Source organism: Pseudomonas sp. 05N433 (assembly GCF_056396925.1).
The window spans coordinates 1-22,808 of record NZ_JBFTML010000043.1 but is presented as its reverse complement, the minus strand read 5'-3'; the positions used below and the strand labels follow the sequence as shown (position 1 = coordinate 22,808).

Genomic DNA, 22,808 nt, shown 5'->3' with positions numbered 1-22,808 from the left:
CGTGTAGTGGCCTTCGCTGAGGATGGATGGGACCCCGCGCCCCGGGAATTTTTGCGAACTGTTTGTTTTCGTCACACGAAGCTGCAACCAACGTATGCTCGACTCCGTTCAGCAAGTCTCGCCGCGGCTGTTACAAGGCAGGATTTCCTGAGCTCGCCATTCCTTAATCAGCCCGCGACGATTGCGAGAGTAGCGTTCGACAAGCACCTCAGCGTGTGCGACGTCATCCAGGTCTATCACCCGGAACTTGCTGTCAGCCTCGCACCATGCCGCCAGGGAACGCTTGGATTCGATAGGCTACAAGCGCTTGTATTTCTTCTTCTGTAAATGAGAGAGGGGGAAGAAGAAATCCAGGCTTGAGAACGTAGCCCAAACCAGGTTCACCCTCGATGTCGGCCCCCATACCCTGCAGTGTCAGTACATCGCGACGTATGGTGCGAAGTGACACCCCCAACTCCTGGGCGAGTGTCCGTCCCGATACCGTTCTGCGATGTCGACGGAGAACTTGCATCAGTTCAAAYAATCGGTCACTTCTGGACATTCCTACTCCATTTCGATGACGCCTTTACCGCCGAGTTTTCGACCTTTTTCGAGTTCCCCGATCAGTTGAATAGCGTCGCTTAGGGAAACGGTTTTTCCTATCGGGATCCTGAAGCTTCCCTCACTGGCCGCTTTGGCAAGCTTATCGAGAATTTCAGCGCGCGGTGATCCGATGATTGGTTTGAGTCTGCGATCAAAAATAGCTCGAATAAACTTGCCAGGGCCTGGGTTCAGATCCAGAAACACGCCTCCCGCTCGCAACATCCCAATGCCTGTCGAAACCGGTAGCGTCGCCGCAGTGTCGTAAACCAAATCGAATCGTGTGGCGATACTCGATACCTGCGTGTTCCGATAATCATAGACGGTCTGCACCCCCAGCGACTTTGCTCGCTGGATGTCCTTGGCGCTGCAACTGCCCGAGACGACAGCGCCATGTATCAGCGCTATTTGTACGGCTGCTTCGCCGACGGCACCGGCACAACCGTTTACAAAAACGTGCTGGCCGGCTTGCAGCTTCGCTTTGTCGATTAGTCCGTTCCAAGCGGTTATACYGGGCGTGCCCAGACACGCGGAATCCTCGAATGAAACATCATCGGGCTTATGCGCTAGAAATGCTTCTTTTGTGATGACGGCTTCGCCAAACGCGCCGCTTTCTTTGAATCGGGCCAGACCGAAAACCGCATCGCCCACCTTCAGCCGCTTGACGCCTGGGCCGACCGATAAAACTGTGCCGGAACAAATCATGGATGAAGTTCTTCAATGCCGGGCGGGCCATTACAGTTTGTCATCCCACGCAACGCTGCTGTGGAGTCGGCGTAAGTGTCAAAAGCGTACCTCCTTGCCGAGCTGAATCGTAGGCAGCGTCCATGACCTGCATGATTGCCTCGGCGTCGCGTAATGATGCAATTGGCTTGGCCCCGTTACGGCACTCAGCAAGCACTTGTTTGACGAACAGTGGGTAATAGACGTCTGTGTCCAGTTGTAGTCGGCGGCTTCGAGTGCCGGCCGCAAGGTTCTGTCGATCCCTTATTTCGATTCGGTCGGGACCAGATTTGGCGTACATGCGATCGGACGAAAGGGTGAAGGAGAACTCGCGCTGCTCATCAAAGGTACTGGGGAAACTGTATCCCGTTTCCACAACACCGATCACGCCATCTTCAGTCTGCAGGGTCAATACCGAATAGTCTTCGACAGCACCCCGATGCGTCAGTGAGTTCATGACGGCTGAGACTCGTGAGACCTCCTTACCGGTCAATAACCTGAAGAGATCTATGAAATGCGTAGCCACGTTGATCGTTGATCCACCTCCAGAAAAAACGGGGTCGATGGCCCAGCCTGAGCCTGCCGTTTCATAACGAGCGGGCGGACCTACGATGAAACGGAAAGACATGTAGTTGAAGTCCGCAGGCAAGCGTCCCTCAGTATCTTGCAGTGCGCCAAGCAGTTCACTCATGCGGAAGATCAGCGGTACAGCACAGTAGAGATTGGCTTGCTCGGCTAGCTCACGTAGCCGTGTGACCTGTGCCATGTTGATGCCGCAGGGCTTTTCCAGGGCAAAGGGAATGTTTCGTGCAATCACGGCCTCTGCCAGCGACGGCATTTCCGAATGCCTGCCGAACACGAAAGCAAAATCGACCTCCTCGCGCTCAAGCAACTCATAGGATGAGCTATACAACGCGCATTTGAATCGCTCGRCAATTGCTTCACCCTTCACGTGCTCCGAATCCGATACGGCCACCACTTGGACCCCGTTGGTCTCAAGAGCATTCAGATACAGCGGGACATGCCAATGGCTGACCTCCAGTAACGCAACTTTCATGTGTACTCACTCCTGGCGCGGTGCTGTTACGTTATCGGGGTGGTAATCGAACCCAAGGAAGCGTAGTGCAAGCAACGCCTGGCCTTTGTGCATGGGGGCCCCGTCCTGGGTGCGACAACCTCTTTTACGCGCAGCATCGCAAAGCGGTGTCGATTCCGGCGAGTTGATGATATCCACGACGAGGGTGCCGGGTTCGAGTCGCTCGGGATCCACAGGCATAGGATCATTCTTGTTCATGCCAAGCGGCGTGGCATTGATCACGATTTCATAGCCATGTGGGTCGGGTGGGCCAGAAAGCGTGATGCAACCTGTTTCGGCAGCAACGGCTTTCGCCAGATCCTCGGCTCGGTGTTCGTCGACATCGGAGATAGTGAGCGATCGAGCTCCCGCCGATGCGACGGCAAATGCGATCGCTCTGCCTGCGCCCCCAGCTCCGACCAAAAGAACGTTCTTGTTCGCTGGATGAAAGCCTTCCCATTGCATGCCAAGAACACAGCCGAGGCCATCGAATACGGCACCGACCCAGCGTCCGTCTGTCTCGCAACGAATGACGTTGATTGCACCCACTTGACGAGCAGTCGGATGAAGTTCGTCGACAAGAGCCAGCATCCTTTGTTTATGAGGCATGGTGACCAGGATGCCGGCGAGATTGTTCAATGCTCTGGCACCRGCCACGAACGAGGACAGGTCATCGGCCTTGACCTCGAATGGAATACAAACCGCGTCTGCCTGTTGTTCTATAAAGAGTCGGTTGAATAGTTGCGGAGACTTGGCAGCCGCCAGCGGATGGCCGACCAATCCATAAAGCCGAGTTGTTCCTGTGATATGTGAGGCCATGGTTGCCTGATATTTGATGTTGACGGGAAGAGGAGCGCTGGCTGGCTTCTTGGGCATGCACAGCGTCGATGGCTATGCATTGGCAAGTGCCGACCGCATGATGCTGCTCTGCCCATCGGGCCTGTGGGTCGCGAAAACCTAATGGTCGCACTAGTGTAATCGTCGAAGGTCGTTACGAACGCAGTTGGCTAGCCAGGTCATTCGGGACGGCTGTCTGAGCTGTGCCCCGCATCGCTTCGGCCCGCATACGATCGTATTCTTCTTTGGCAATAGGCACTGCGTTGCGCTTGCCGAGATCTTCAAGGCGAATCCGGTATGTTTCGCGTGTAGTGAACGCCGCGATCGCAGCGATAACACAGATACCTAATGTAAGAGAGCCGATTCTTAGCGGGATATTGTCAGAGCCGGGGGGCGCAACAGTGACGAAGATTGCCGGGAGAAACGCAGTCATCGCGGTCCCTATGTTCTGTCCGATGGCCATGCCGGTCACACGCACCCGCGTACGGAACAATTCGGGAAAGAGGCTCGGAAATACACCGTTGAAACCCTGGTAGGCGACGCCCCACATGAGTACGGAGAGAACCAGCGAAAGCCACAGGTTATGGATGCTGATAGCGTACAGATACGCGTACGAGAGCAGTCCCGCGCAGAGAATGCCAATAATGACTGGGGGCCTGCGGCCGATCTTGTCTGAGAGGTTACCAACGAAGGGGATCAGGATCACCGCGCACATGTTACCCAGCAGAGGAATCCACAAATAGACGCCTGCAGGGAAACCGATTCCATAGGCCGGTTGAACCGCATAGGTAGCGCCAAATACCGAGGCGACAATGGCGATCACCGCAGCAAGTGCCATGCAGATCACACGCAAGAGATCACCCCAGCTCTGCCGGATGACTTCGACAACTGGCAGGACAGTAGCTTCGCCTTGCGTTTTTTGTTTGGCAAATACAGGTGTCTCGTCGACCTGGCGGCGAATGATATATCCCAGGATGACTACGATGACGCTGAGCAGGAACGGAATCCGCCAACCCCAGGAAGCGAACTGATCCGCAGGCATAAAATGAGCGAGAGGCAAGAAGACTGCTGCCGCGAGCAATTGCCCGGCCTGAACTCCTTGGAGAGTAAAGCTCGCGAAGTAACCACGGCGGCCGGACGGGGCGTGTTCGAGAATCATGGAACTGGCGCAGGAGATCTCCCCGGCCACCGCAAAACCCTGAATCAGGCGCAACGTCACAAGCAGCACCGGCGCCCAGATCCCGATCTGCTGGTACGTTGGCAGAAGTCCGATACACATCGTCGAGAAGCCCATCAGGAACATGCAGTAAACCAGAACCGTTTTACGGCCGTGGCGATCACCCAAATGCCCTAGGACAACAGCGCCTATCGGCCGGGCGATATAGCCCACACCAAAGCTGGCCAGAGAGGCAATGATGCCGACCGCTGGGTTATCAGATGGAAAAAAGAGCTGTGGAAACAGCAAGGCCGCCGCGGTCGCATAGATAAAGAAGTCGTAATACTCCAGCGCTGAGCCGATCCAACCGCTAGCTGCGGCTTTTTTTGACTGGCCTTTGGAATGAGCGTCGATCGGTATGCTCTGATTCATAACGTGTCTCCGGTTTCTCAATTGTTGTTATTGTAACTTCGTTCCATCAGTAATTCTGTTACCAGAATCGCCGCCTTGTCAAGGGAGTCGTTCCGTGGTCGATCAAGGCGTAACGCTGGTTAATTGTGAGGTGCTGAGTTCGTACGTCTGACGTTGTCGCCAAGCCGAGCGAGCACGCTAAAGCCCGCTCGTGCAATTGAGCGAATAGGCTGTAAGAGGATGAACAGGCTCCGACGCGTCAAGCGCTCAGCACTGTTGCTTCATACAAAGGGTAATGAGGCCAACGACAGGTTCTAACGTCGTAGTACGCCGTCTTGCCCGTTTGCCAACCTACAAGCTATCTCGCGAGAGATGACCGTCGACGAGCCTCGAAATGTTCAACGGATTCGCGTTCTTGAGAGCATCGGGAAGCAATGCATCGGGGTAGTTTTGGAAGCAGACGGGTCTCAGGAAGCGGTCGATGGCCAAAGTGCCGACCGAGGTGCCCCGACTATCGGAAGTCGCAGGATAAGGGCCGCCGTGGACCATTGAATCGCAGACCTCGACACCGGTTGGGTAGCCATTGATGAGGATGCGACCAACCTTCATCTCCAACAAAGCAGTCAACTCTACGAATTGCGTAAGGTCTTCTGGCTCACCAATCAAGGTTGCGGTCAATTGTCCGTGAAGGGCATTGATGGACGCGTTGAGCTGCGCCTGGTCATTGACCTCGATGAAGATAGATGTAGGGCCAAAGATTTCCTCTTGAAGGACCTTGTCGCCTTTCAGCAGCAACTCTACGTCGGCTTTGAACAATTGTGGCTGCGCCTGGTGACCCTGTTGGTTACAGCCAGCCAGGTGCACGATGCCGGGGTGCGCGTGCAGGTTCTGCAATCCAGCCGCATAGCTGCGCAGGGTGCCTGCGTTGAGCATTGTTTGTGCCGGTTGGTCGTTTATCAACGCTGCCACTCTATCCTGAAAGGCACTGAATGCATCCGAGCGAATGCCAACCACCAGTCCGGGATTGGTGCAAAACTGCCCGCAACCTTGAACCACCGAGGCGGCAAGATCGTGAGCGATACTGTCGGCCCGACGCGAGAGGGCATGGGGCAGGATCACGACCGGGTTGATGCTCGACATCTCAGCGAAGACTGGAATGGGCTCGGGGCGAGCAGCGGCCATGTCGCACAATGCTCGACCGCCTTTGAGCGAGCCGGTAAAACCAACACCCTTGATGAGCGGGTGTTTTACCAAGGCTTCGCCTACGCCACTGCCATAAATCATGTTGAAGATACCGTCAGGCATGCCACTGCGCTCGGCCGCCCGGATAATTGCGTTGGCGACCTGTTCTGCAGTCGCCATGTGGCCGCTGTGGGCTTTGAATATCACCGGACAACCCGCCGCGAGCGCGGAGGCGGTATCGCCGCCGGCCGTGGAGAAGGCCAACGGAAAATTACTGGCACCAAATACAGCAACCGGACCGATGGCGGTGCGGTACTGGCGAAGGTCAGGGCGCGGTAACGGTTTGCGAAGTGGTAACGCTTGGTCGATGCGAGCGCCATAGAAATCACCGCGCCGCAGTACGTTTGCAAACAGGCGCATTTGACCGCTGGTACGTGCGCGTTCGCCCTGGATGCGAGCTACAGGCAATGCTGTTTCACGGCAAACCAGGGCAATAAACTCATCGTCCAAAGCCTCTAGCTCTTCAGCAATAGCATCGAGAAACTCAGCCCGTTTGCTCGCGCTCAGGATGCGGTAGCTGGAAAAAGCGTTGTAGGCTGCATGGGCAGCATCCTCGATTTCTTGCGAGGTCGCCTGGTGGAAGGCATAGGGTAGGGTTTCCCCCGTGCTGGCATCCACACTCTTGACGATGATAGTGCCGGCGGCGCTGCGCTGACCGCCGATAAAATTCTGGCCGGTGATGAGGGACATCGTTGTCTCCAGGTTGAATGTGCAAGAGATAGCTGGGCAAGGCATTCCCAGGACTGAAAATCAGGTGACGGCGCCGATCTGCCAAGGCACGAACTCATTTTGTCCGTATCCGTGTTGTTCGCTCATGCTGCGCTCGCCCGAGGCAATGCGCAGGATGGTTTCAAAGATTGCTGCACCGCACGCCTCGATGGTCAAAGTGTCTTCGGCAATTTCGCCGCAGTTGATGTCCATGTCTTCTCGCTGACGAGCCCACAAGGCGCTATTAGTCGCCAGCTTGATTGATGGGGCAGGGGCACAGCCATAGGCCGATCCGCGCCCGGTGGTAAACGCAATCAGGTTGGCACCACCGGCGACTTGGCCGGTTGCGGAGACGGGGTCATAGCCAGGGGTGTCCATGAAAACCAGCCCGTTGGCCGTGACGGCCTGGGCATATTCGTAGACATCCATCAGGTTGCTCGAGCCGGCCTTCGCCACAGCGCCCAGTGACTTTTCCAGAATGGTGGTCAAGCCACCGGCCTTGTTGCCGGCAGAGGGGTTATTGTTTAATTCGGCCCCCATACGCTCGCAGTAGCGTTCCCACCAATGAATTCGAGCGATCAGTTTTTCGCCGACCTCACGGCTGACAGCCCGTCGTGTCAGCAAGTGTTCGGCACCGTATATTTCAGGGGTTTCAGAAAGAATCGCGGTACCGCCGCAGGCGACTAGGCGATCCACCGCATTGCCCAGCGCAGGGTTGGCGGTAATGCCGGAATAGCCATCCGAGCCACCGCACTGCAGCCCAACCGTCAGGTGGCGAGCGCTAACCGGTTCGCGCCGAATCTGATTGGCCTCGCCAAGTAATTGCTTCACGTGATCAATGCCACTGGCGATGGCCTTGGACGTACCGCCACTGTCCTGGATGTTGAACGTGCGCAGGGTATTACTACGGGTCAGTCCTTGCGTCGTGAGTAATGAGTCGATTTGGTTCGTCTCGCAGCCCAACCCGATCACCAGCACGGCGGCAAAGTTGGCGTGGGTTGCATATCCGGCCAATGTCCGGCGCAACATGCTCAAACCRTCGCCCGCAGGGTCAACGGCGCAGCCGGCGGAATGCGTCAGAGCAACAACACCGTCGACGTTTGGATACGCTTGCAGTGCGGCGGGATTGATGTCCCGACGAAAATGGTCTGCGATGGCCCGGGCGACTGTGGCAGAGCAATTCACTGATGTAAGAATGCCGATGTAGTTGCGCGTCGCGACGCGTCCATCCGGGCGCACGATACCCATGAACGACGGGGCTTCACTTGGCTTGACGTTGGGTTTCGCATCGACGCTGAAAGCATAATCTCGTGTGAATTCCCCCATGGCCAGGTTATGCACATGGACATGCTCGCCTGCTTCTATGTCGACAACCGCAAAACCAATGATTTGCCCATAGCGCCTTACCGGTTGACCGGCTTCGATACGCCGGGAGGCCACTTTATGGCCCGCCACAATCGCTTGCCGGACAGTCACGCCTTCCTGCTCTAGGATTTCGCCAGCGAGTAGCGGTCGGCGTGCGATGAGCACATCGTCCAGCGGGTTCAAACGCAGCACAGCTGCTGCGCCGGTTTTCATGATCAGTTCCATCGCATCCTCACGGGCTGCTGGGTGGTGCGCGGTCGCTAATAGCGCCGCACTTTTGTGCTGGCACTATAGGATTCATAGAGATGGCTGCCTAATGAGAGCTTTCGATTGCTCGATAACTTTGCCTCATCGACTTTTTCTGAGTTGGCTGCTTTGCTTCTCCTCTGTAGCCGTTTGCCGCTGTCTGGCGAACGATAATAAGGTCGCAATAAACCTCCGCGTCGGCTCTGAGAGGGGTTCATCCTTGCGAGTGATAACCCCGTAATCCTGAGATTCAACTTTGAAGGGCGTGTTGAGGATTTGAAGCTGCCCATTTTGCAATTGCGACTGGACCATGGACTCGGGGAGCATCGCGAGCATTGGCCCAGACTGCAGCAACTGCAGGAAGGTTTGCATCGAAATGGTCTCAACGGTGTTGGTTGGCGGGGCGATCTTGAACAGTGTGAACGCGCGCTCCATGCGTTGTCGGATCGGCGTATTAAAGGGATACATGACCCATGGCCATTCGCTGAGTGCTTCGGTGGGGACTTCCTTCAGTCGGCACAGAGGGTGTGTGCTGTTCACGACAAGACAAAAGGGTTCAGGTCCCAGCGACGTAAATTCGAAAGGCTGACAATTCTCGTCCGTGAAGCGCGCGATGATTAAATCGAGTTTTTTCTGTTCGAGCATTTCCAGCAAGTGGTTGCTGGTTTGTTCGATTACCTCAATAGAAAGGAGGGGGCGCTCACGCTTTATGCTGGCGATCGCTTCCGGCAGCACCACTGATGTTGCGGCGAAAATGGTGCCGATTTTTAAATGGCCATGCCCGCCTTTACGCAGCTTGTTGACTTGGTCGACGAACGACTCCGTGTCTTCCAAGGTAATACGCGCATAACGGGCTACGAACTCTCCTAGTTCAGTAAGCACCAGGCTGCGGGTTTGACGTTCAAACAGTGGGAAACCCAGGAGTACTTCCAGATCGCGAAGCAATTTACTGATGGCCGGTTGGGTAACATTCATCTGTTCTGCGGTCGTGTGCATATTGCGGGTCTTGGCCAGGCTATTGACCAGTACCAAATGTTTGATCTTCAGCCATCGGGTAACACTGCCAAAAGTAATTTGATCGTTTTCCATCGGATAAGGCCTTGTCTGTCGATAACAAAACAGCATTGATCGGTGAGATTCTTTCATTGGGATTTACGGGGGAGGTCCATTACTTTTACGGCTCTGATGGCTGACTGATCTGGAAGCTCTATGTCGAATCTGAAACTGACGCGCGAAAACACCCTGCCAGTGGATGGCTTGGCCGGAACACTGATCGGCCGTGCCTGGATCCCGGGTGCGGTTGCAGGCCCCTCGCCAGTGGTGCTGCGCGATGACGGTGTGTTTGATCTTTCTGAAGTCTTTTCGACAATGAGCGAACTGTTGGAACACACCTCGCCGTTGTTGGCGGTTCGTCAGGCGTCTGGCAGGTACGTCGGGACTGTCGAGGAATTGCTTGGAAACACTGGCAGCCATGCCGATCCCGGCAAGGCATCGCTGTTGCCCCCAGCAGATTTGCAAGTCATCAAGGCAGCCGGGGTGACGTTCGCTTCCAGCATGATTGAGCGGGTAATCGAGGAGCAGGCCCGAGGCGATGCTGCAAAAGCGGAAAGTGTTCGCCGCTTGGTGCAAGAAGCCATCGGCGATAACTTGCGGGCAATCAAGCCGGGCTCGCCAGCAGCGATGCGCCTTAAGGCTGTGCTGATCAAGCAAGGCATGTGGTCGCAATACCTGGAGGTCGGTATCGGCCCGGACGCGGAGATTTTCACGAAGGCACCGGTTCTGGCCGCCGTGGGCAGTGGCAGCGAAATCGGCATCCATCACAAGTCTGAATGGAACAACCCAGAGCCGGAAATTGTGCTGGCGGTGAACAGCCGAGGCCAAGTGCATGGCGTCACCTTGGGCAATGACGTCAATTTGCGTGATTTCGAAGGCCGCAGCGCACTGCTGCTGAGCAAGGCCAAGGACAACAATGCGTCCTGTGCGATCGGCCCATTTATTCGTCTGTTCGATGAAACGTTTACCCTCGACGACGTGCGCAACTGCGTCGTGGATTTGCAGGTTCAGGGCGACGACGGCTTCATCCTTGAAGGCAGCAGTTCCATGGCGTTGATCAGCCGTGATCCGTTGGATCTCGTGGCCCAGACGGTCGGCGGTGATCACCAATACCCTGATGGCTTCATGCTTTTTCTCGGAACCTTGTTTGCGCCTACCCAGGATCGTGAGGCACCGGGAAGCGGCTTTACGCATAAGCAGGGTGATGAGGTCAGCATTGGGAGCCCGTTGCTGGGCACGTTGCGCAACACAGTCACCTACAGCCATGAGGCTGCACCCTGGACTTTCGGCTTGCGAGCGATGATGCACAATCTTGCTGCCCGCGGGCTGCTGTAGGTAAGGCAGGTGGGTGAGCTGCATTGGGTGTTCTCCCGCAACGATTGAACAAACACGGGTGCACGTCTATTGATAAAGAGCCGAATCCGAAGGGTCCGGTTTTTTATATCCGCCAGGCGTCTCCCACCTTCTGGAGACCCGGTTGCATGGCTAGCCCTGTCTCGATAAGGCGAACCAGGTACAAGCAGGTTTGACTTATCGGGTGACGCCTGCATACTATTGGAACGTCGTTCCAGTACGAACAATGTTGCTCACATTCACCTCATTGTCAAAGATAAGTCGAGAAAAATATGAGAGTCGTCAAAGGTGCTGTTGACCGTTGCCTGGAGGCTATTGAGCTGCTGGCACGTGAAGCTCGCTGGATGCGGATGTCCGATATCGCAGCCGAGCTGAGCTTGGAAAAGGGGCCTGCTCATCGAGTGCTTGCTCAGTTAGTCGAGCAAGGGTGGGCAGAACAGGATGAAGCCACCTCGCAATACCGCTTGACGCTGAAGCTGGCGCTGTTGGGGCAGCGCTATTTGCATGGAATTGGTTTGCCTGAGTTGGTCCAGCCGATCCTTGAGCAAGTGGCTGTTCAGTGCCAAGAGTTGGTGCGCCTGACGGTGGTCAACGAGGGCACCTTGTCTTGGCTGTCTTCGGCCCAAGGCGCTGCGCCAGGGCTTATGTATTCGCCAGCCATGGATAAGCCGATCAATCTCTACGCCACCGCCAATGGCAAAGCCTGGCTGGCCTCAATGCCGGATGAACTGGCCATTGAGCATGCGCTGCGTAGCGGCCTGGGGAAAACTGATGCCGGGATGGGGCAGGGGCCGAAAGCGATCAGCAGCATCGAAGGCTTGTTGGYCGAGCTGGCGCTGACCCGCAAGCGCGGGTATGGCTTGGTCATTGAAGAAGCCGAGGCGGGTGTCTGGGCGATCGCCGTACCGGTCAAGCTGGTTCCAYCTGGCACTGTGGTTGGCACGATGAGTATCGCCGGCCCGGTCTTGCGCATGCAGCCTGAACGTTATGACCAATTGCATGCTCTGCTCGAAGATGCAGCCAACAAGCTGGGTACGGTTTGGCCGCGCCAGAACAGTGTGCATACGGAGAACGTATGAGCCAGCTCGCACCTGCATGGACCGAGGCGGGGTCAGGGTTGGAAGTCGCCGCTGCCGCTCTGGTCCGTGCACGGCTAGAGGGTGTTCGGCTGGCATCCTTGCCAGGCCCGAACCTGCCAGGCAGCCTCGCACAAGGTTTTGCCATTCAGCAGCATGTGGGGCCATTGGCTGGAAAAACCGTGGGGGGGTGGAAGTGTGCGTTACCCCCGGCTGGCAAGTGGATCGTTGCCCCGATCTACAGCGACAGCATCGTAAAAGGCGAACGTTACCGACTGGCCGCCGACGCCGATAAGGCGCGCATCGAGCCTGAACTGGCGTCCGTCCTGGCCCATGATTTGCCGGCTCGTGTTGAGCCTTATACAACTGAAGAGATCGTTGCTGCGATCAGCGACGTGCACTTGGCATTGGAAGTGATCGATTGCCGTTACACCGATCCACACACACTGCCGTTCGAGCAATTGCTCGCGGACGGTTTATTCAATCACGGCCTGGTATTCGGGGCGCCAATCACGCTGTCGAACCCTGCCAGCATTCCCTCTGAACTGGATATCACCCTGAGCGATGCAACGGCAGAGCTTGTGAATATCAAGGGCCGCCATCCGGACGGGAATCCGTTGTTGCCGATCGTATGGCTGGCCAATTTTCTGTCTACACAAGGGATAGGGCTGCAAGCAGGGCAGGTGATTATCACCGGGTCCTATGCAGGTGTTCTCGATGTGCCCGTCAACCAGCCACTGCATGTTCAGTTCGGCGAAGCCGGCTCATTGTCTGTCCATTTCTCAACGCTGGAGGAGTAACAAATGCGCTTAGTTCGTTTTGGTTTGCCGGGGCAGGAACAGCCGGGAGTTTTGGATTCGCAAGGAATCGTTCGAGACCTCTCGGGCATTGTCGATGACATCGATGCGTCGGCTCTGAGCCCTGCAGTGCTTGAAAAACTGCGTGCTGTTGACGTTGAAAAGCTGCCAGTGGTGGCGCCTGGCACACGTCTTGGTCCATGCGTAGGCAACGTACCGAACCTGATTTGCATCGGTCTGAACTACTCCGATCACGCGGCTGAAACGGATACACCTATCCCGAGCCAGCCGGTGGTCTTCAACAAACACACCGCGTCCATCAGCGGCCCCAATGACCCGGTCATTTTACCAACGGGGGCTCAGAAGCTTGATTGGGAAGTCGAACTGGCCATCGTCATCGGTACGCCCGCCTGGCAGATTGATGAGTCGCAGGCTTTGGATCACATCGCCGGTTATTGCCTGGCCAATGATGTTTCCGAGCGGGCTTATCAGCTGGAGTACGAAGGTCAGTGGACCAAGGGGAAAAGCGGTTTTTCTTTCGCACCACTGGGACCTTGGCTGGTCACCCGTGACGAAATTGCCGACCCGCAGGCCATTGACCTCTGGCTCGACGTGAACGGCAAACGTCTCCAGACCGGCAATACCCGTACGATGATTTTCAGCGTTGCACATATTGTCGCGTACCTCAGTCGCTTCATGCCGCTAATGCCGGGTGACGTCATCATTACCGGTACTCCACCAGGTGTAGGGCTCGGGCAGAAACCACCGGTTTTTCTCAAGGCGGGTGACACCATGCGTGTCGGTGGCCAAGGGCTGGGTGAGCAATTTCAGACCGTGGTTCCTTACGTTGCTGAAATGGGCGCTGCATGGGTCGCCGGTCGCCATCCCAATGTTGACTGACTATCGCTAGAGGAAAACGCTATGAGCTTTGCAGGAACAGGTGTAGTCGCGATTTGGCATGATCTTTTGCCCGAAGCGCGGGACGAGTTCTATGAGTGGCATAACCGAGAACACATGCCTGAGCGGGCCGGAATTCCGGGCTTTTTACGGGGGCGCCGATACATCGCTCTGGATGCAGGTCCGACCTATTTCAACCTCTATGAGGCTGACACTGTGCAGGTGTTGGGCGGGCAGGATTATTTATCGCGTCTCAACAGTCCGACGGCTTGGACAAAGCAGTCGGTGCAGTCATATCGCAACGTCGCGCGATCCATCTGCGAGGTTACTTACACCAGCGGTGTAGGGCAGGGCGCGTATTTGTTAACGGTCCGTTTCGATGTTGTCGAAGGCCAGCATAAATCGGTGTCAGACGCATTGCGCCAACGCGTGCTTCCTCCTCTTGCTGATAAACAAGGTATTACGGGCGTGCATTTGTGTGTAGCTGATGAGGCCGTGAGCAGAGTTGAAACCGCAGAGAAAAAGGCCCGCGCCGAAGGGACCCAAATACCGGCCTGGATCGTCATGATCGAAGGTTGTGCACCTGACTACGTTCGTGTCGCCGGCGAGTCTTTTGTGGCCGAGCTAAAACGGCTGTTGGAGGGGCAATTGACGGGACCAGAAACCACGCTTTATCAATTGGAATACACACGTTGCAAAACGCCGGGGAGTGCGGGTTGATCGCCGAGCGTTCGAGTACGTTTTAACTTTCAGTCGTTGTTCTTACGCAATTCCCCACGAGCGTGCCATTACCGGCATTGAGTCAGGCTCGCGTCTGCGCACGCTCGGGTTTTGCTTAAGGTGATATTAAACAATTATCAAGTTGCTCAATAACGGACTGTTACAAGACAGATAAGGGATTCCCGCAGTTTCTCGGTAATTAGCTCTTCGAGCTGCCTGTGACCAAGTTGATTCGCGAGCTAAAAATCGCAACAAAAACAATAATAACTCATTGTGAGAAAACATCATGCGCTACCCTATTATTTCCCGCAACGTGCCCGCACATCACTCTCTGATCAGTCTGACTCTTGCGGTTTGCGCGGGTTCGTCAGCGGCTGTTCAAGCCGATCAAAATAGCGGTTTTGTCGATGGCGCTACCGCAACTCTCAATTTGCGCAACGCTTATATCAATCGCAACTTCATCAATCCTGCCTATCCCAACAGCGCCGCACCACAGAACAAAGCCGAGGAGTGGACACAGAGCTTCATCCTTGACGCTCGCTCTGGTTATACCGCTGGGCCGATAGGATTCGGTGTTGATGTATTGGGTCTTTATTCTCAAAAGCTTGATGGTGGCAAAGGCACCRGCGGTACCCAACTGTTGCCGATCCACGATGACGGCCGCCCCGCCGAAAACTTTGGGCGTCTGGGCGTGGCGCTGAAAGCCAAGCTGTCGAAGACTGAATTGAAGGTGGGTGAATGGATGCCCGTGTTGCCGATCCTGCGCTCTGACGATGGTCGTTCTCTGCCACAGACGTTTCGTGGCGGTCAGGTGACCTCCAACGAGATCGCCGGCCTGACACTCTATGGCGGCCAATTTCGCAGCAACAGCCCACGCAACGACGCGAGCATGGAAGACATGTTCATGAACGGCAAAGCCGCGTTCACCTCCGACCGCTTCAACTTCGGCGGCGGCGAATACACCTTCAACGACAAGCGCACCCAGGTCGGTCTGTGGTACGCCGAATTGACCGATATCTACCAGCAACAATACATCAACCTCACCCATAGCCAGCCCGTGGGCGACTGGATCCTGGGGGCTAATCTCGGTTTCTTCAACGGCAAGGAAGATGGCAGAGCCCTGGCTGGCGACCTCGACAACAAAACCACCTTCGCCCTGCTCTCGGCCAAATACGGCGGCAACACCTTTTACGTGGGCTTGCAAAAACTCACCGGCGACAGCGCGTGGATGCGGGTCAACGGCACCAGTGGCGGAACTTTGGCCAACGATAGCTATAACTCCAGTTTTGATAACGCTCAGGAGCGCTCATGGCAGGTACGCCATGACTTTAATTTCGTTGTGCTCGGTATCCCGGGACTGACATTAATGAACCGATATATCAGCGGTGATAATGTCCACACAGGTTCGATAACAGATGGCAAGGAATGGGGCCGAGAATCGGAATTGGCCTACGTTGTGCAGTCCGGCGCGCTGAAAAATCTCAGCGTTAGATGGCGCAATTCGAGTGTTCGCAGGGATTTCAGCACCAATGAGTTTGATGAAAACCGGATTTTTATTAATTATCCCATATCGTTATTGTGACGAGTATTTCGCTCGCCCAATACCTGGCAGCGTGACTTCTGCGATCGCTTGAACAGTAATAACTTCATCAGGCGGTTGCAGATAAACCCAGCGTCAATTAGGCACTTAATGTGGCGTTGGTAGGTTTGCCTCCGCGGCCTCGTCAAACTTCGACCGGGCCGCTTCAACTTCAGGCAATTTGTCGAGCGTCCATTTATGCAGTTCGCGAAATGGCTGCTGCAGTGTTCGACCAAGTGGGGTGATCTCATACTGCACTGCCACAGGCGAGAACGAAATGATTTGGCGCGAGACGAGACCATTTCGTTCCAACCGTCGCAGGCACTGTGTCAGTGCCTTCTGAGTGACGCCCTCCAGGCGGCGCCTGATGGCATTAAAGCGATGCGGCCCGTCATCAAGTACCGCCAGAACCATCATCGACCACTTGTCTGCGATTTGGTCGAACAGCGCCCGGCTTGGGCACTCCGACGAAAAACATTGCGGCTTTAATTCCAGCATCGAAGTTTCCTCATGTATACCTAGGCGACTCTAAGTGCCTAATTGACATTTGGTTTACAAAATATACTTATATGGCTTCCAAAAGCAAACGGAGTCCATCCAATGTCAAACCTAGATACCAGCATTTTATTTCGTCCCTTTTCCATCCGGTCGCTTGAACTGAAAAACCGGATTGTCATGGCGCCGATGACGAGGCAATTTTCGCCGCAGGGCATCCCCGGCGAAGGGAGCACTGCTTACTACCGGCGGCGGGCAGAGGGTCAGGTCGGGTTGATCTTGTCGGAAGGCACCGTCGTTGATCGTCCCGCTTCACGTAATGGTTCCAACATTCCTTTTTTCCACGGTGAGGCAGCGTTAGCCGGATGGAAGAACGTGATCGATTCTGTTCACAATGCGGGTGGCCGGATGGGGCCGCAACTCTGGCACACCGGTGCAGTGCGTGACGTCAGCGGCTGGGAGCCTGATGCGCCAGTTGAAAGCCCATCTGGCCTCGACTCGCCAAACGACCCGCGCGGTGTGGCGATGAGCGAAGAGGATATTGCAGACACAGTTGCTGCATTCGCCAAGGCAGCGGCGGATGCGAAACGATTGGGTTTCGACACCGTTGAGATCCATGGGGCTCATGGTTATTTGATCGATCAGTTCTTCTGGGCCGGCACCAATCAGCGCACCGATCGTTATGGCGGACCGACTATCAAAGAGCGCTCCCGTTTTGCCGCTGAGATCGTGTCTGCCGTTCGTCATGCGGTCGGGTCCGAATTCCCTATCATCATGCGCGTTAGCCAATGGAAGCAGCAGGACTTTGGCGTGCGCCTCGCCGACACTCCTGCATTAATGGAAGACTGGCTGCTGCCGTTGGTTGAGGCTGGTGTTGATGTTCTGCATTGCTCGCAGCGACGCTTCTGGGAACCTGAGTTTCCCGAAATTGACGGGGAGACCGGACTGAACTGCGCGGGCTGGGCAAAGAAAGTCACTGGAGCCACAACCATCAGCGTTGGTTCGGTTGGGCTGGATAATGATGTTACTCACGCCTTCGCCGGAAAGGGATCAATCCCTGCGAGCCTGGATCGGCTCATCGAACGCATGGAGCGCGAAGAGTTTGATCTGATCGCTGTAGGGCGTGTTCTGCTGAGTGACAAGGATTGGGTCGCCAAAGTGGAAAATGGAGATTACGCAGATCTGAAGGGATTCAATCCGGCATCTTTAGCCGAATTGGCTTGAGCCTTACTGCGGAGTGGAGAGTGTGATGCCACAAAGGTTTTAGTCTGAAGGAATCAGAGGTCTAGCCTCGGATGCTGCGAGGTGGAGATCGTAATCTGCTGTTGAGTGCGCAATGACTGTTTCAATTGAGCGAACATGTCAAGGCCACTCAACATCCGCGCAAACAGGATTGCGTTGCAGTGTGGCCCGGGCATTTACGCGCAGGCTACACAGTGTTGCTAGGTAATGTAGTTAGATTTTTCATGGCGCGGGAATCCACCGATTGAGCAGCAAGGCTGCGGCGAAGAATCCATCTGCGATTTACCTATAACGCTCTGTTATTAAATGGTGATGAAGGCGGAGAGGGTGACGGGTTTGAGCGCTGCTTTTCAGGGTACACCTGAGATCGAAAACATTTGGGCAGGGCTCTAGGAAAGTGGTTCGCGCGATAAAAAAACTGATGATGCCCCCCACTTTTACCCCCAAGTCGCTCGTGATACACGAGCGAACGAAAATGGCGAGTACTGGCTGAATTCCATTAGGGTTCTAATGGTTACTGTTAACTCCGCATTGGAGTCAGGGGCATCGTGAGTCGCTGTCAGGGCGTCCAGAAAATTCAGGGCGATTCAACATTTGGCGTGTCCATGCCACCTATCTCAGGAATGCTCTATCACCATCACCGCAGTGGTGTCCGCCTCGAGTGCTTCGAACACGTGAGGCACATTCGCCAGGTAGCTGATGTAGTCGCCAGCGTTCAGCAATACAGGTCCAGTCGCCGGGCCGATATGGGCGCTGCCGCTGCACAACACCACGTGCTCTACGGTTCCCGGTGGGTGAGGCTGAGACAGCCGAACTTCGCCGGGCTGCACTTTGAGCCGGTAGATATCACGTTGTACTCCCGCCGGGCAATCGGCAAGCAGTGTCGCTGCATAATTGGCAGTCTCGGCATAGGTCGTCATACCCTCGTTGGCGCGAATCACCCGCAGGGTCTGCTGGGGTTGCTCGAAGAACCGAGTGACTTGCAAGCCCATTGCCATCGCCAGCGACCACAAGGTTTCGATGCTGGGGTTACCGATTCCCGACTCCAATTGAGACAAGGTCGACTTCGCCACCCCGGCGCGCTTGGCCAGCTCGGTCAAGGAAAGCCCGGCGGCCAGGCGCTCGCGTTTGATTGAAAGGGCCAGCAGATCGATTCGGCTCGGGTTATTTCTCAGCAGGTTGTTCGTTATATTGGTCATTCGTTTTTTAAATCATCCTGAAATGAGTTGACGCTCCCAGCGCGTTTTGTTCAGTATAGTGAGCGTTAGTTCATTATAAAGTTCTATTTGCCGAACCAACCCCCGCGAATGGCGGCTTAGGTTATGGCAATGCCGGCAGCAAGGAAGCAGTGAGTGATGAAGTCGCAAACCCGTGGGACGCTCGAAATGATTTCGGCCATGGTGATCTCCGGCACGGTGGGCTGGTTCGTCATCATGTCGGGGCAGAGCCCGGAGGCCGTGGTGTTCTGGCGTTGCTTGTTCGGCGCCATGGCGATGCTGGTCACATGCCTGGTGCTTGGGGTGCTGCGCCGCTCCCTGATCAACGCCCGGCAGTTCATTCTGGTGTGCCTTGGCGGGGTGGCGCTGATCCTCAACTGGGTGCTGCTGTTCAGTGCCTACAAACATTCCTCTATCGCCATTGCCACGGTGGTCTACCACGTTCAGCCGTTCATGCTGGTCGGTCTGGGTGTGCTGTTCTTCGCCGAGCGTCTCAGCACCGCCAAGGTCGGCTGGTTGCTGTTGGCCTTCGCCGGTCTGATGCTGATCGTGTCCGCCAAAGGCAGCGGGCAGGGCACTGGCGCCGACTACCTGCTGGGCGTTTGCCTGGCCCTGGCTTCAGCCTTCTTCTACGCAGTGGCGGCGGCGATCACCAAGCGCCTCAAGGACCTGCCCGCGCACCTGATCGTGCTGATCCAGATGGTGGTAGGCGTGCTGGTCCTGGCACCGTTCGTGGATTTCAGCAGGGGCGATACGGTCGAGGGCGCCTGGACATACCTGATCATTATCGGCGTGGTCCATACCGGGCTCATGTCGACCCTGCTGTACAGCGCTATCCAGAAAATCCCCACGGCGCTGGTCGGGGCACTGTCGTTCATCTATCCGATCGTCGCCATCCTGGTCGACTGGGTTGCCTTCGCCCACCCGCTCGGCGTCCTGCAAGTAATTGGCGCGAGCGCCATCCTGTTGGCGGCTGCGGGCATGAACTTCGGTTGGTCGCTGGGCCGCGCCCCGCATCAGGAAGTGATGTAGGGCTCGGCGAGAAACCTCCTGCTGATCGGAGCGGAAGCCTTTACCTCCGTCGTCAACCCGCAAGACCGTGCCACTTGGCCGATCTTTGGTGCCGGCGCCTCCACGGCCCGTCGCACCGTGGACGGTACGGACAATCGCCATGCATGACCGCTATGGATAGCGCCCGGTTGCCAGCGATCAGGCGCTACGCTGGTTTGATTCAAAGACTCTCAGGGTCCCCAAAGAACATCTGAATCCGCGACCTCAACCACCGCTCACCCGGATCATTATCCTGCGACCCGCGCCAGGCCATGTGCAATTCAAAGCTGCGCACCGGCAACGGTGGATCTTCCGCCCGAACACCACCGGCGGCGGTCAACGCTTCGGCGGTGTAGTCCGGGACGGTGGCCACGATGTCGGTGCCGCTGATCAGTGTGCTCAGCCCATTGAACTGCGGCACCGCCAGCACCACGTGCCGTTTGCGCCCCAGCTTCTCCAGCTCTTCATCTATAAAGCCGCTCAGGTCGCCCGCGAACGACACCAGCGCGTGGGGGCGGGCACAGAAGTCATCCAGGCTCAACGGCCCCGGCACGGAGTCGGCTCGCAACAGTTTCGGCATGCTGCGGCGCAGTACTTTGCGCTTGGCGTTGGCCGGCAGGTCGGCGGTGTAGCTGACGCCAATGGAAATTTCGCCCGAGGCCAACAGGTTCGGCATCAGGATGTAGTTGGCCCGACGCACCACCAGCACGATGCCCGGTGCCTCGGCGCGCAGGCGCTTGAGCAGCATCGGCAGCAACGCGAACTCGACATCGTCCGACAGGCCGATGCGGAACACCGCGGTGCTGGTGGCCGGATCGAATTCCGCCGCGCGACTGACCGCGGTGGAAATCGAATCCAGGGCCGGCGAGAGCAGGGCGAAGATTTCCACCGCTCGGGCGGAAGGTTCCATGCTGCGGCCCGTGCGCACGAACAACGGGTCATCGAACAGCCCACGCAGGCGCGAGAGCGCCGCACTGATGGCCGGCTGGCCGAGGAACAATTTCTCCGCAGCGCGGGTCACACTGCGCTCGTGCATCAGTGTTTCGAAAACGATCAACAGGTTCAGGTCGACACGACGCAGGTCATTACGATTCATCTGGGGTCCTGGCAGATTCAGCAAACTTGACGTGAGCGACCATATGAGAACAATGGCCGGCGTGAATCTTACGGGGAAAGGCTGGTACTCTGCACAGGGTAATTCAGTTTTCCCTGAAAGGCTGCTTCGGTTTTTACGGCATTGGATGATGTCGCCGTCGCTGCGGAATCAATGACAGGCATGTCGACTATTAATAGCCACTGATGGTCTTGGGTAGAAAGCCCAGATAGAGTTCAGGGCATTAGAGGTTACTTTGACGAGGTTTGCGATGTCCCGCACGATCCGTTTTCACAAGTTTGGTCCAGCCGAGGTGCTCAAATGCGAAGAGCATGCGGCCGCTCTGCCTGCGCCGGGCGAAGTGCAGGTGCGTGTCGAGGCGATAGGCATCAGCTGGTACGACATTCTCTGGCGCCAGAACCTGGCCTCGTCCCATGCTCGCCTGCCTTCAGGCCTGGGTCATGAAATGGCCGGCGTGGTCACGGCGCTCGGCGAGGGGGTCGATGACCTCGCTATCGGTGACAAGGTCGCCAGCTTCCCGGCCGAAAGCCCCAACGATTATCCGGTCTACGGCGAACAGATCGTTCTGCCGCGCACGGCGCTGACCCGCTACCCGGACGTGCTCAGCCCGGTCGAAGCCAGCGTGCATTACACACCGCTATTGGTCGCCTATTTTGGCTACACCGATCTGGCGCGCGTCAAGCCCGGGCAATTCGCTCTGGTGACCGACGCCAGTCACTGCGCCGGGCCGTCGTTCGTACAGCTGGGCAAAGCCCTTGGTGTGCGAGTAATCGCTGCGACCAAAACCGCGGACGAGCGTGAATACCTGCTGTCGCTGGGTGCCGAAAAAGTCATCGTCACCGAAGAAGAAGATCTGCTGATGCGGATCAACAAAATTACCGACAACCGTGGCGTCGATGTGGTGTTCGATGGCCTGGGCGGCCCGCAGATGTCGCTGCTCGGCGATGTGCTCGCGCCTCGCGGCAGCCTGGTGCTCTATGGCCTGCAAGGTGGTAACCAGACGCCATTTCCGGCCTGTGCGGCGTTCCAGAAGAACATTCAGTTCTTCGTGCACTGTATCGGCAACTTCACCGGCAAACCGGAGCTGGGCATCCTCCAGGATCAGGCCGCGCTGCAACGTGCCCTGCGCGACATCAACCAGTTGACCGCAGACCATGTGCTGCTGCCGCTCAAGACTCGGGTATTCCCGTTTTCCCAGTTTGTCGAAGCACACCGCTACATGGACGAATGCCCATGCCGCGAACGGGTCGCCCTTGAGGTCGAACCTGCCTGAGCTCTTCGTACGAGCCTCTTTGTATAAGCCCCTCTGGAAAGGTCCGTGCAGGCACGGACTTTTCCGCTGTCAAAACCTCCAAAATGAGACATCCCATCGATCCCTCGGTGGGGCGGTTCAGCAACTGAACTGGTTTTTGCTCTCGATCTGTATCTTCTAATCATTATGTAAGCCCTGATAATTGAATGATTATTTCATCTCAAGGAAAGAGTCATGGCTGGGTATCAGGTTGAAACTTTTCAACGCGCATCGGCAATACATGCTCAACAAATAATTCGACGCCGCTCGGCGGTCATACATTTATTGGCAACTTCTTTCTTTATTTTTTGTATTACACGTCTGTGGGATGTTGTCGGAAATTTCCTAGGACATCGCTCGGGGCCGAGAAACACCCGTCCTGCCGGGCGTTGCGGCGGTCTTGCCCTGCTTGGGGTTCACGAGGCATGCAATCATTTCAAATAATTACAAAATGCTTAAGTGCTAGCATTTGATAACAACCCCGGCACCCCATTCATGACAGRCAATCCGTCGCGCAGTGCATGTAATTGTTTGCGTGGCGTCGAACTTATGAGTAACAGGTAAACAATGATGACCCATACC

The 22,808-nt window shown here is 56.2% G+C and carries 19 protein-coding genes and 2 pseudogenes; 10 read left to right on the top strand and 11 right to left on the bottom strand.

The window, feature by feature from the left end; genetic code table 11:
- Positions 1-108: 108 nt before the first annotated feature.
- From AC1DIS_RS21275 to AC1DIS_RS21240, 8 genes and pseudogenes are all read right to left on the bottom strand, one after another.
- Positions 109-541 (bottom strand): annotated as a pseudogene (locus AC1DIS_RS21275) (helix-turn-helix transcriptional regulator).
- Between the two features lie 2 nt (positions 542-543).
- Entirely contained in the window at positions 544-1,284 is a 741-nt protein-coding gene (locus AC1DIS_RS21270) for an NAD(P)-dependent alcohol dehydrogenase (protein WP_477781063.1), read from the bottom strand.
- Between the two features lie 40 nt (positions 1,285-1,324).
- Positions 1,325-2,359 carry a Gfo/Idh/MocA family protein gene (locus AC1DIS_RS21265; protein WP_477781062.1) on the bottom strand — a complete coding sequence of 345 codons (1,035 nt, stop codon included), beginning with the start codon at positions 2,357-2,359 and terminating at the stop codon, positions 1,325-1,327.
- Positions 2,360-2,365: 6 nt separating this feature from the next.
- A complete protein-coding gene (locus AC1DIS_RS21260) occupies positions 2,366-3,253 on the bottom strand; it encodes a shikimate dehydrogenase family protein (protein ID WP_477743059.1) in 888 nt (295 codons plus the stop codon).
- A 115-nt stretch (positions 3,254-3,368) separates the two neighbouring features.
- Positions 3,369-4,802, bottom strand: coding sequence for an MFS transporter (locus AC1DIS_RS21255; protein WP_096480174.1), 1,434 nt, complete (start codon positions 4,800-4,802; stop codon positions 3,369-3,371).
- A gap of 330 nt (positions 4,803-5,132) precedes the next feature.
- Positions 5,133-6,713 carry an aldehyde dehydrogenase (NADP(+)) gene (locus AC1DIS_RS21250; RefSeq protein ID WP_477743060.1) on the bottom strand — a complete coding sequence of 527 codons (1,581 nt, stop codon included), beginning with the start codon at positions 6,711-6,713 and terminating at the stop codon, positions 5,133-5,135.
- Between the two features lie 60 nt (positions 6,714-6,773).
- Complete coding sequence (locus AC1DIS_RS21245; protein WP_477745501.1) at positions 6,774-8,321, bottom strand: UxaA family hydrolase; 1,548 nt, start codon at positions 8,319-8,321, stop codon at positions 6,774-6,776.
- 123 nt (positions 8,322-8,444) lie between these two features.
- Entirely contained in the window at positions 8,445-9,431 is a 987-nt protein-coding gene (locus AC1DIS_RS21240) for a LysR family transcriptional regulator (RefSeq protein ID WP_111455241.1), read from the bottom strand.
- A gap of 120 nt (positions 9,432-9,551) precedes the next feature.
- Here AC1DIS_RS21240 and AC1DIS_RS21235 point away from each other — a divergent pair, with 120 nt between their 5' ends.
- The 6 genes from AC1DIS_RS21235 (at position 9,552) to AC1DIS_RS21210 (ending at position 15,820) form a co-directional block, all read left to right on the top strand.
- On the top strand, positions 9,552-10,730 hold the full coding sequence (locus AC1DIS_RS21235; RefSeq protein WP_111455240.1) for a fumarylacetoacetate hydrolase family protein: 1,179 nt from the start codon (positions 9,552-9,554) through the stop codon (positions 10,728-10,730).
- A 290-nt stretch (positions 10,731-11,020) separates the two neighbouring features.
- Positions 11,021-11,827: an IclR family transcriptional regulator gene (locus AC1DIS_RS21230; RefSeq protein ID WP_477781061.1), complete on the top strand. Its 807-nt coding sequence runs from the start codon at positions 11,021-11,023 to the stop codon at positions 11,825-11,827.
- A complete protein-coding gene (locus AC1DIS_RS21225; protein WP_477743062.1) occupies positions 11,824-12,624 on the top strand; it encodes a 2-keto-4-pentenoate hydratase in 801 nt (266 codons plus the stop codon). Before AC1DIS_RS21230 ends, AC1DIS_RS21225 begins: the two co-directional genes overlap by 4 nt.
- A gap of 3 nt (positions 12,625-12,627) precedes the next feature.
- Positions 12,628-13,521 (top strand): fumarylacetoacetate hydrolase family protein, encoded by an 894-nt coding sequence (locus tag AC1DIS_RS21220; protein WP_111455237.1) that lies wholly within the window; start codon positions 12,628-12,630, stop codon positions 13,519-13,521.
- A gap of 21 nt (positions 13,522-13,542) precedes the next feature.
- Positions 13,543-14,238, top strand: coding sequence for a DUF4286 family protein (locus AC1DIS_RS21215; protein WP_111455236.1), 696 nt, complete (start codon positions 13,543-13,545; stop codon positions 14,236-14,238).
- A gap of 286 nt (positions 14,239-14,524) precedes the next feature.
- Entirely contained in the window at positions 14,525-15,820 is a 1,296-nt protein-coding gene (locus AC1DIS_RS21210) for an OprD family porin (RefSeq protein WP_477781060.1), read from the top strand.
- 105 nt (positions 15,821-15,925) lie between these two features.
- On the opposite strand, the gene AC1DIS_RS21205 is transcribed toward AC1DIS_RS21210, so the two are convergent.
- The gene (locus AC1DIS_RS21205) at positions 15,926-16,315 is read right to left on the bottom strand and encodes a winged helix-turn-helix transcriptional regulator (protein ID WP_019579030.1); all 390 of its coding nucleotides are present in this window, start codon (positions 16,313-16,315) and stop codon (positions 15,926-15,928) included.
- A gap of 102 nt (positions 16,316-16,417) precedes the next feature.
- Here AC1DIS_RS21205 and AC1DIS_RS21200 point away from each other — a divergent pair, with 102 nt between their 5' ends.
- The gene (locus AC1DIS_RS21200) at positions 16,418-17,536 is read left to right on the top strand and encodes an NADH:flavin oxidoreductase (protein WP_019579029.1); all 1,119 of its coding nucleotides are present in this window, start codon (positions 16,418-16,420) and stop codon (positions 17,534-17,536) included.
- A gap of 635 nt (positions 17,537-18,171) precedes the next feature.
- Here AC1DIS_RS21200 and AC1DIS_RS21195 read toward each other — a convergent pair.
- Positions 18,172-18,753 (bottom strand): helix-turn-helix domain-containing protein, encoded by a 582-nt coding sequence (locus AC1DIS_RS21195; protein WP_192350575.1) that lies wholly within the window; start codon positions 18,751-18,753, stop codon positions 18,172-18,174.
- Positions 18,754-18,909: 156 nt separating this feature from the next.
- On the opposite strand from AC1DIS_RS21195, the gene AC1DIS_RS21190 reads away from it, so the two are divergent.
- The gene (locus AC1DIS_RS21190; protein ID WP_477743229.1) at positions 18,910-19,803 is read left to right on the top strand and encodes a DMT family transporter; all 894 of its coding nucleotides are present in this window, start codon (positions 18,910-18,912) and stop codon (positions 19,801-19,803) included.
- A gap of 12 nt (positions 19,804-19,815) precedes the next feature.
- Positions 19,816-19,950, top strand: a pseudogene (locus AC1DIS_RS21185) (beta-ketoacyl-[acyl-carrier-protein] synthase family protein); the annotation flags it as partial.
- A 52-nt stretch (positions 19,951-20,002) separates the two neighbouring features.
- On the opposite strand, the gene AC1DIS_RS21180 reads toward AC1DIS_RS21185, so the two are convergent.
- A complete protein-coding gene (locus AC1DIS_RS21180) occupies positions 20,003-20,917 on the bottom strand; it encodes a LysR family transcriptional regulator (RefSeq protein WP_086944243.1) in 915 nt (304 codons plus the stop codon).
- Between the two features lie 268 nt (positions 20,918-21,185).
- On the opposite strand from AC1DIS_RS21180, the gene AC1DIS_RS21175 reads away from it, so the two are divergent.
- A complete protein-coding gene (locus AC1DIS_RS21175) occupies positions 21,186-22,208 on the top strand; it encodes a zinc-dependent alcohol dehydrogenase family protein (RefSeq protein ID WP_019649900.1) in 1,023 nt (340 codons plus the stop codon).
- Positions 22,209-22,808 lie beyond the last annotated feature (600 nt).

What these genes read in the sequence shown, in the direction of transcription:
- AC1DIS_RS21180 (WP_086944243.1), bottom strand. Translation starts at nt 20,917, where the DNA reads ATGAATCGTAATGACCTGCGTCGTGTCGACCTGAACCTGTTGATCGTT.
- AC1DIS_RS21250 (WP_477743060.1), bottom strand. Translation starts at nt 6,713, where the DNA reads ATGTCCCTCATCACCGGCCAGAATTTTATCGGCGGTCAGCGCAGCGCC.
- AC1DIS_RS21200 (WP_019579029.1), top strand. Translation starts at nt 16,418, where the DNA reads ATGTCAAACCTAGATACCAGCATTTTATTTCGTCCCTTTTCCATCCGG.
- AC1DIS_RS21255 (WP_096480174.1), bottom strand. Translation starts at nt 4,802, where the DNA reads ATGAATCAGAGCATACCGATCGACGCTCATTCCAAAGGCCAGTCAAAA.
- AC1DIS_RS21175 (WP_019649900.1), top strand. Translation starts at nt 21,186, where the DNA reads ATGTCCCGCACGATCCGTTTTCACAAGTTTGGTCCAGCCGAGGTGCTC.
- AC1DIS_RS21220 (WP_111455237.1), top strand. Translation starts at nt 12,628, where the DNA reads ATGCGCTTAGTTCGTTTTGGTTTGCCGGGGCAGGAACAGCCGGGAGTT.
- AC1DIS_RS21240 (WP_111455241.1), bottom strand. Translation starts at nt 9,431, where the DNA reads ATGGAAAACGATCAAATTACTTTTGGCAGTGTTACCCGATGGCTGAAG.
- AC1DIS_RS21225 (WP_477743062.1), top strand. Translation starts at nt 11,824, where the DNA reads ATGAGCCAGCTCGCACCTGCATGGACCGAGGCGGGGTCAGGGTTGGAA.
- AC1DIS_RS21195 (WP_192350575.1), bottom strand. Translation starts at nt 18,753, where the DNA reads ATGACCAATATAACGAACAACCTGCTGAGAAATAACCCGAGCCGAATC.
- AC1DIS_RS21235 (WP_111455240.1), top strand. Translation starts at nt 9,552, where the DNA reads ATGTCGAATCTGAAACTGACGCGCGAAAACACCCTGCCAGTGGATGGC.
- AC1DIS_RS21215 (WP_111455236.1), top strand. Translation starts at nt 13,543, where the DNA reads ATGAGCTTTGCAGGAACAGGTGTAGTCGCGATTTGGCATGATCTTTTG.
- AC1DIS_RS21205 (WP_019579030.1), bottom strand. Translation starts at nt 16,315, where the DNA reads ATGCTGGAATTAAAGCCGCAATGTTTTTCGTCGGAGTGCCCAAGCCGG.
- AC1DIS_RS21190 (WP_477743229.1), top strand. Translation starts at nt 18,910, where the DNA reads ATGAAGTCGCAAACCCGTGGGACGCTCGAAATGATTTCGGCCATGGTG.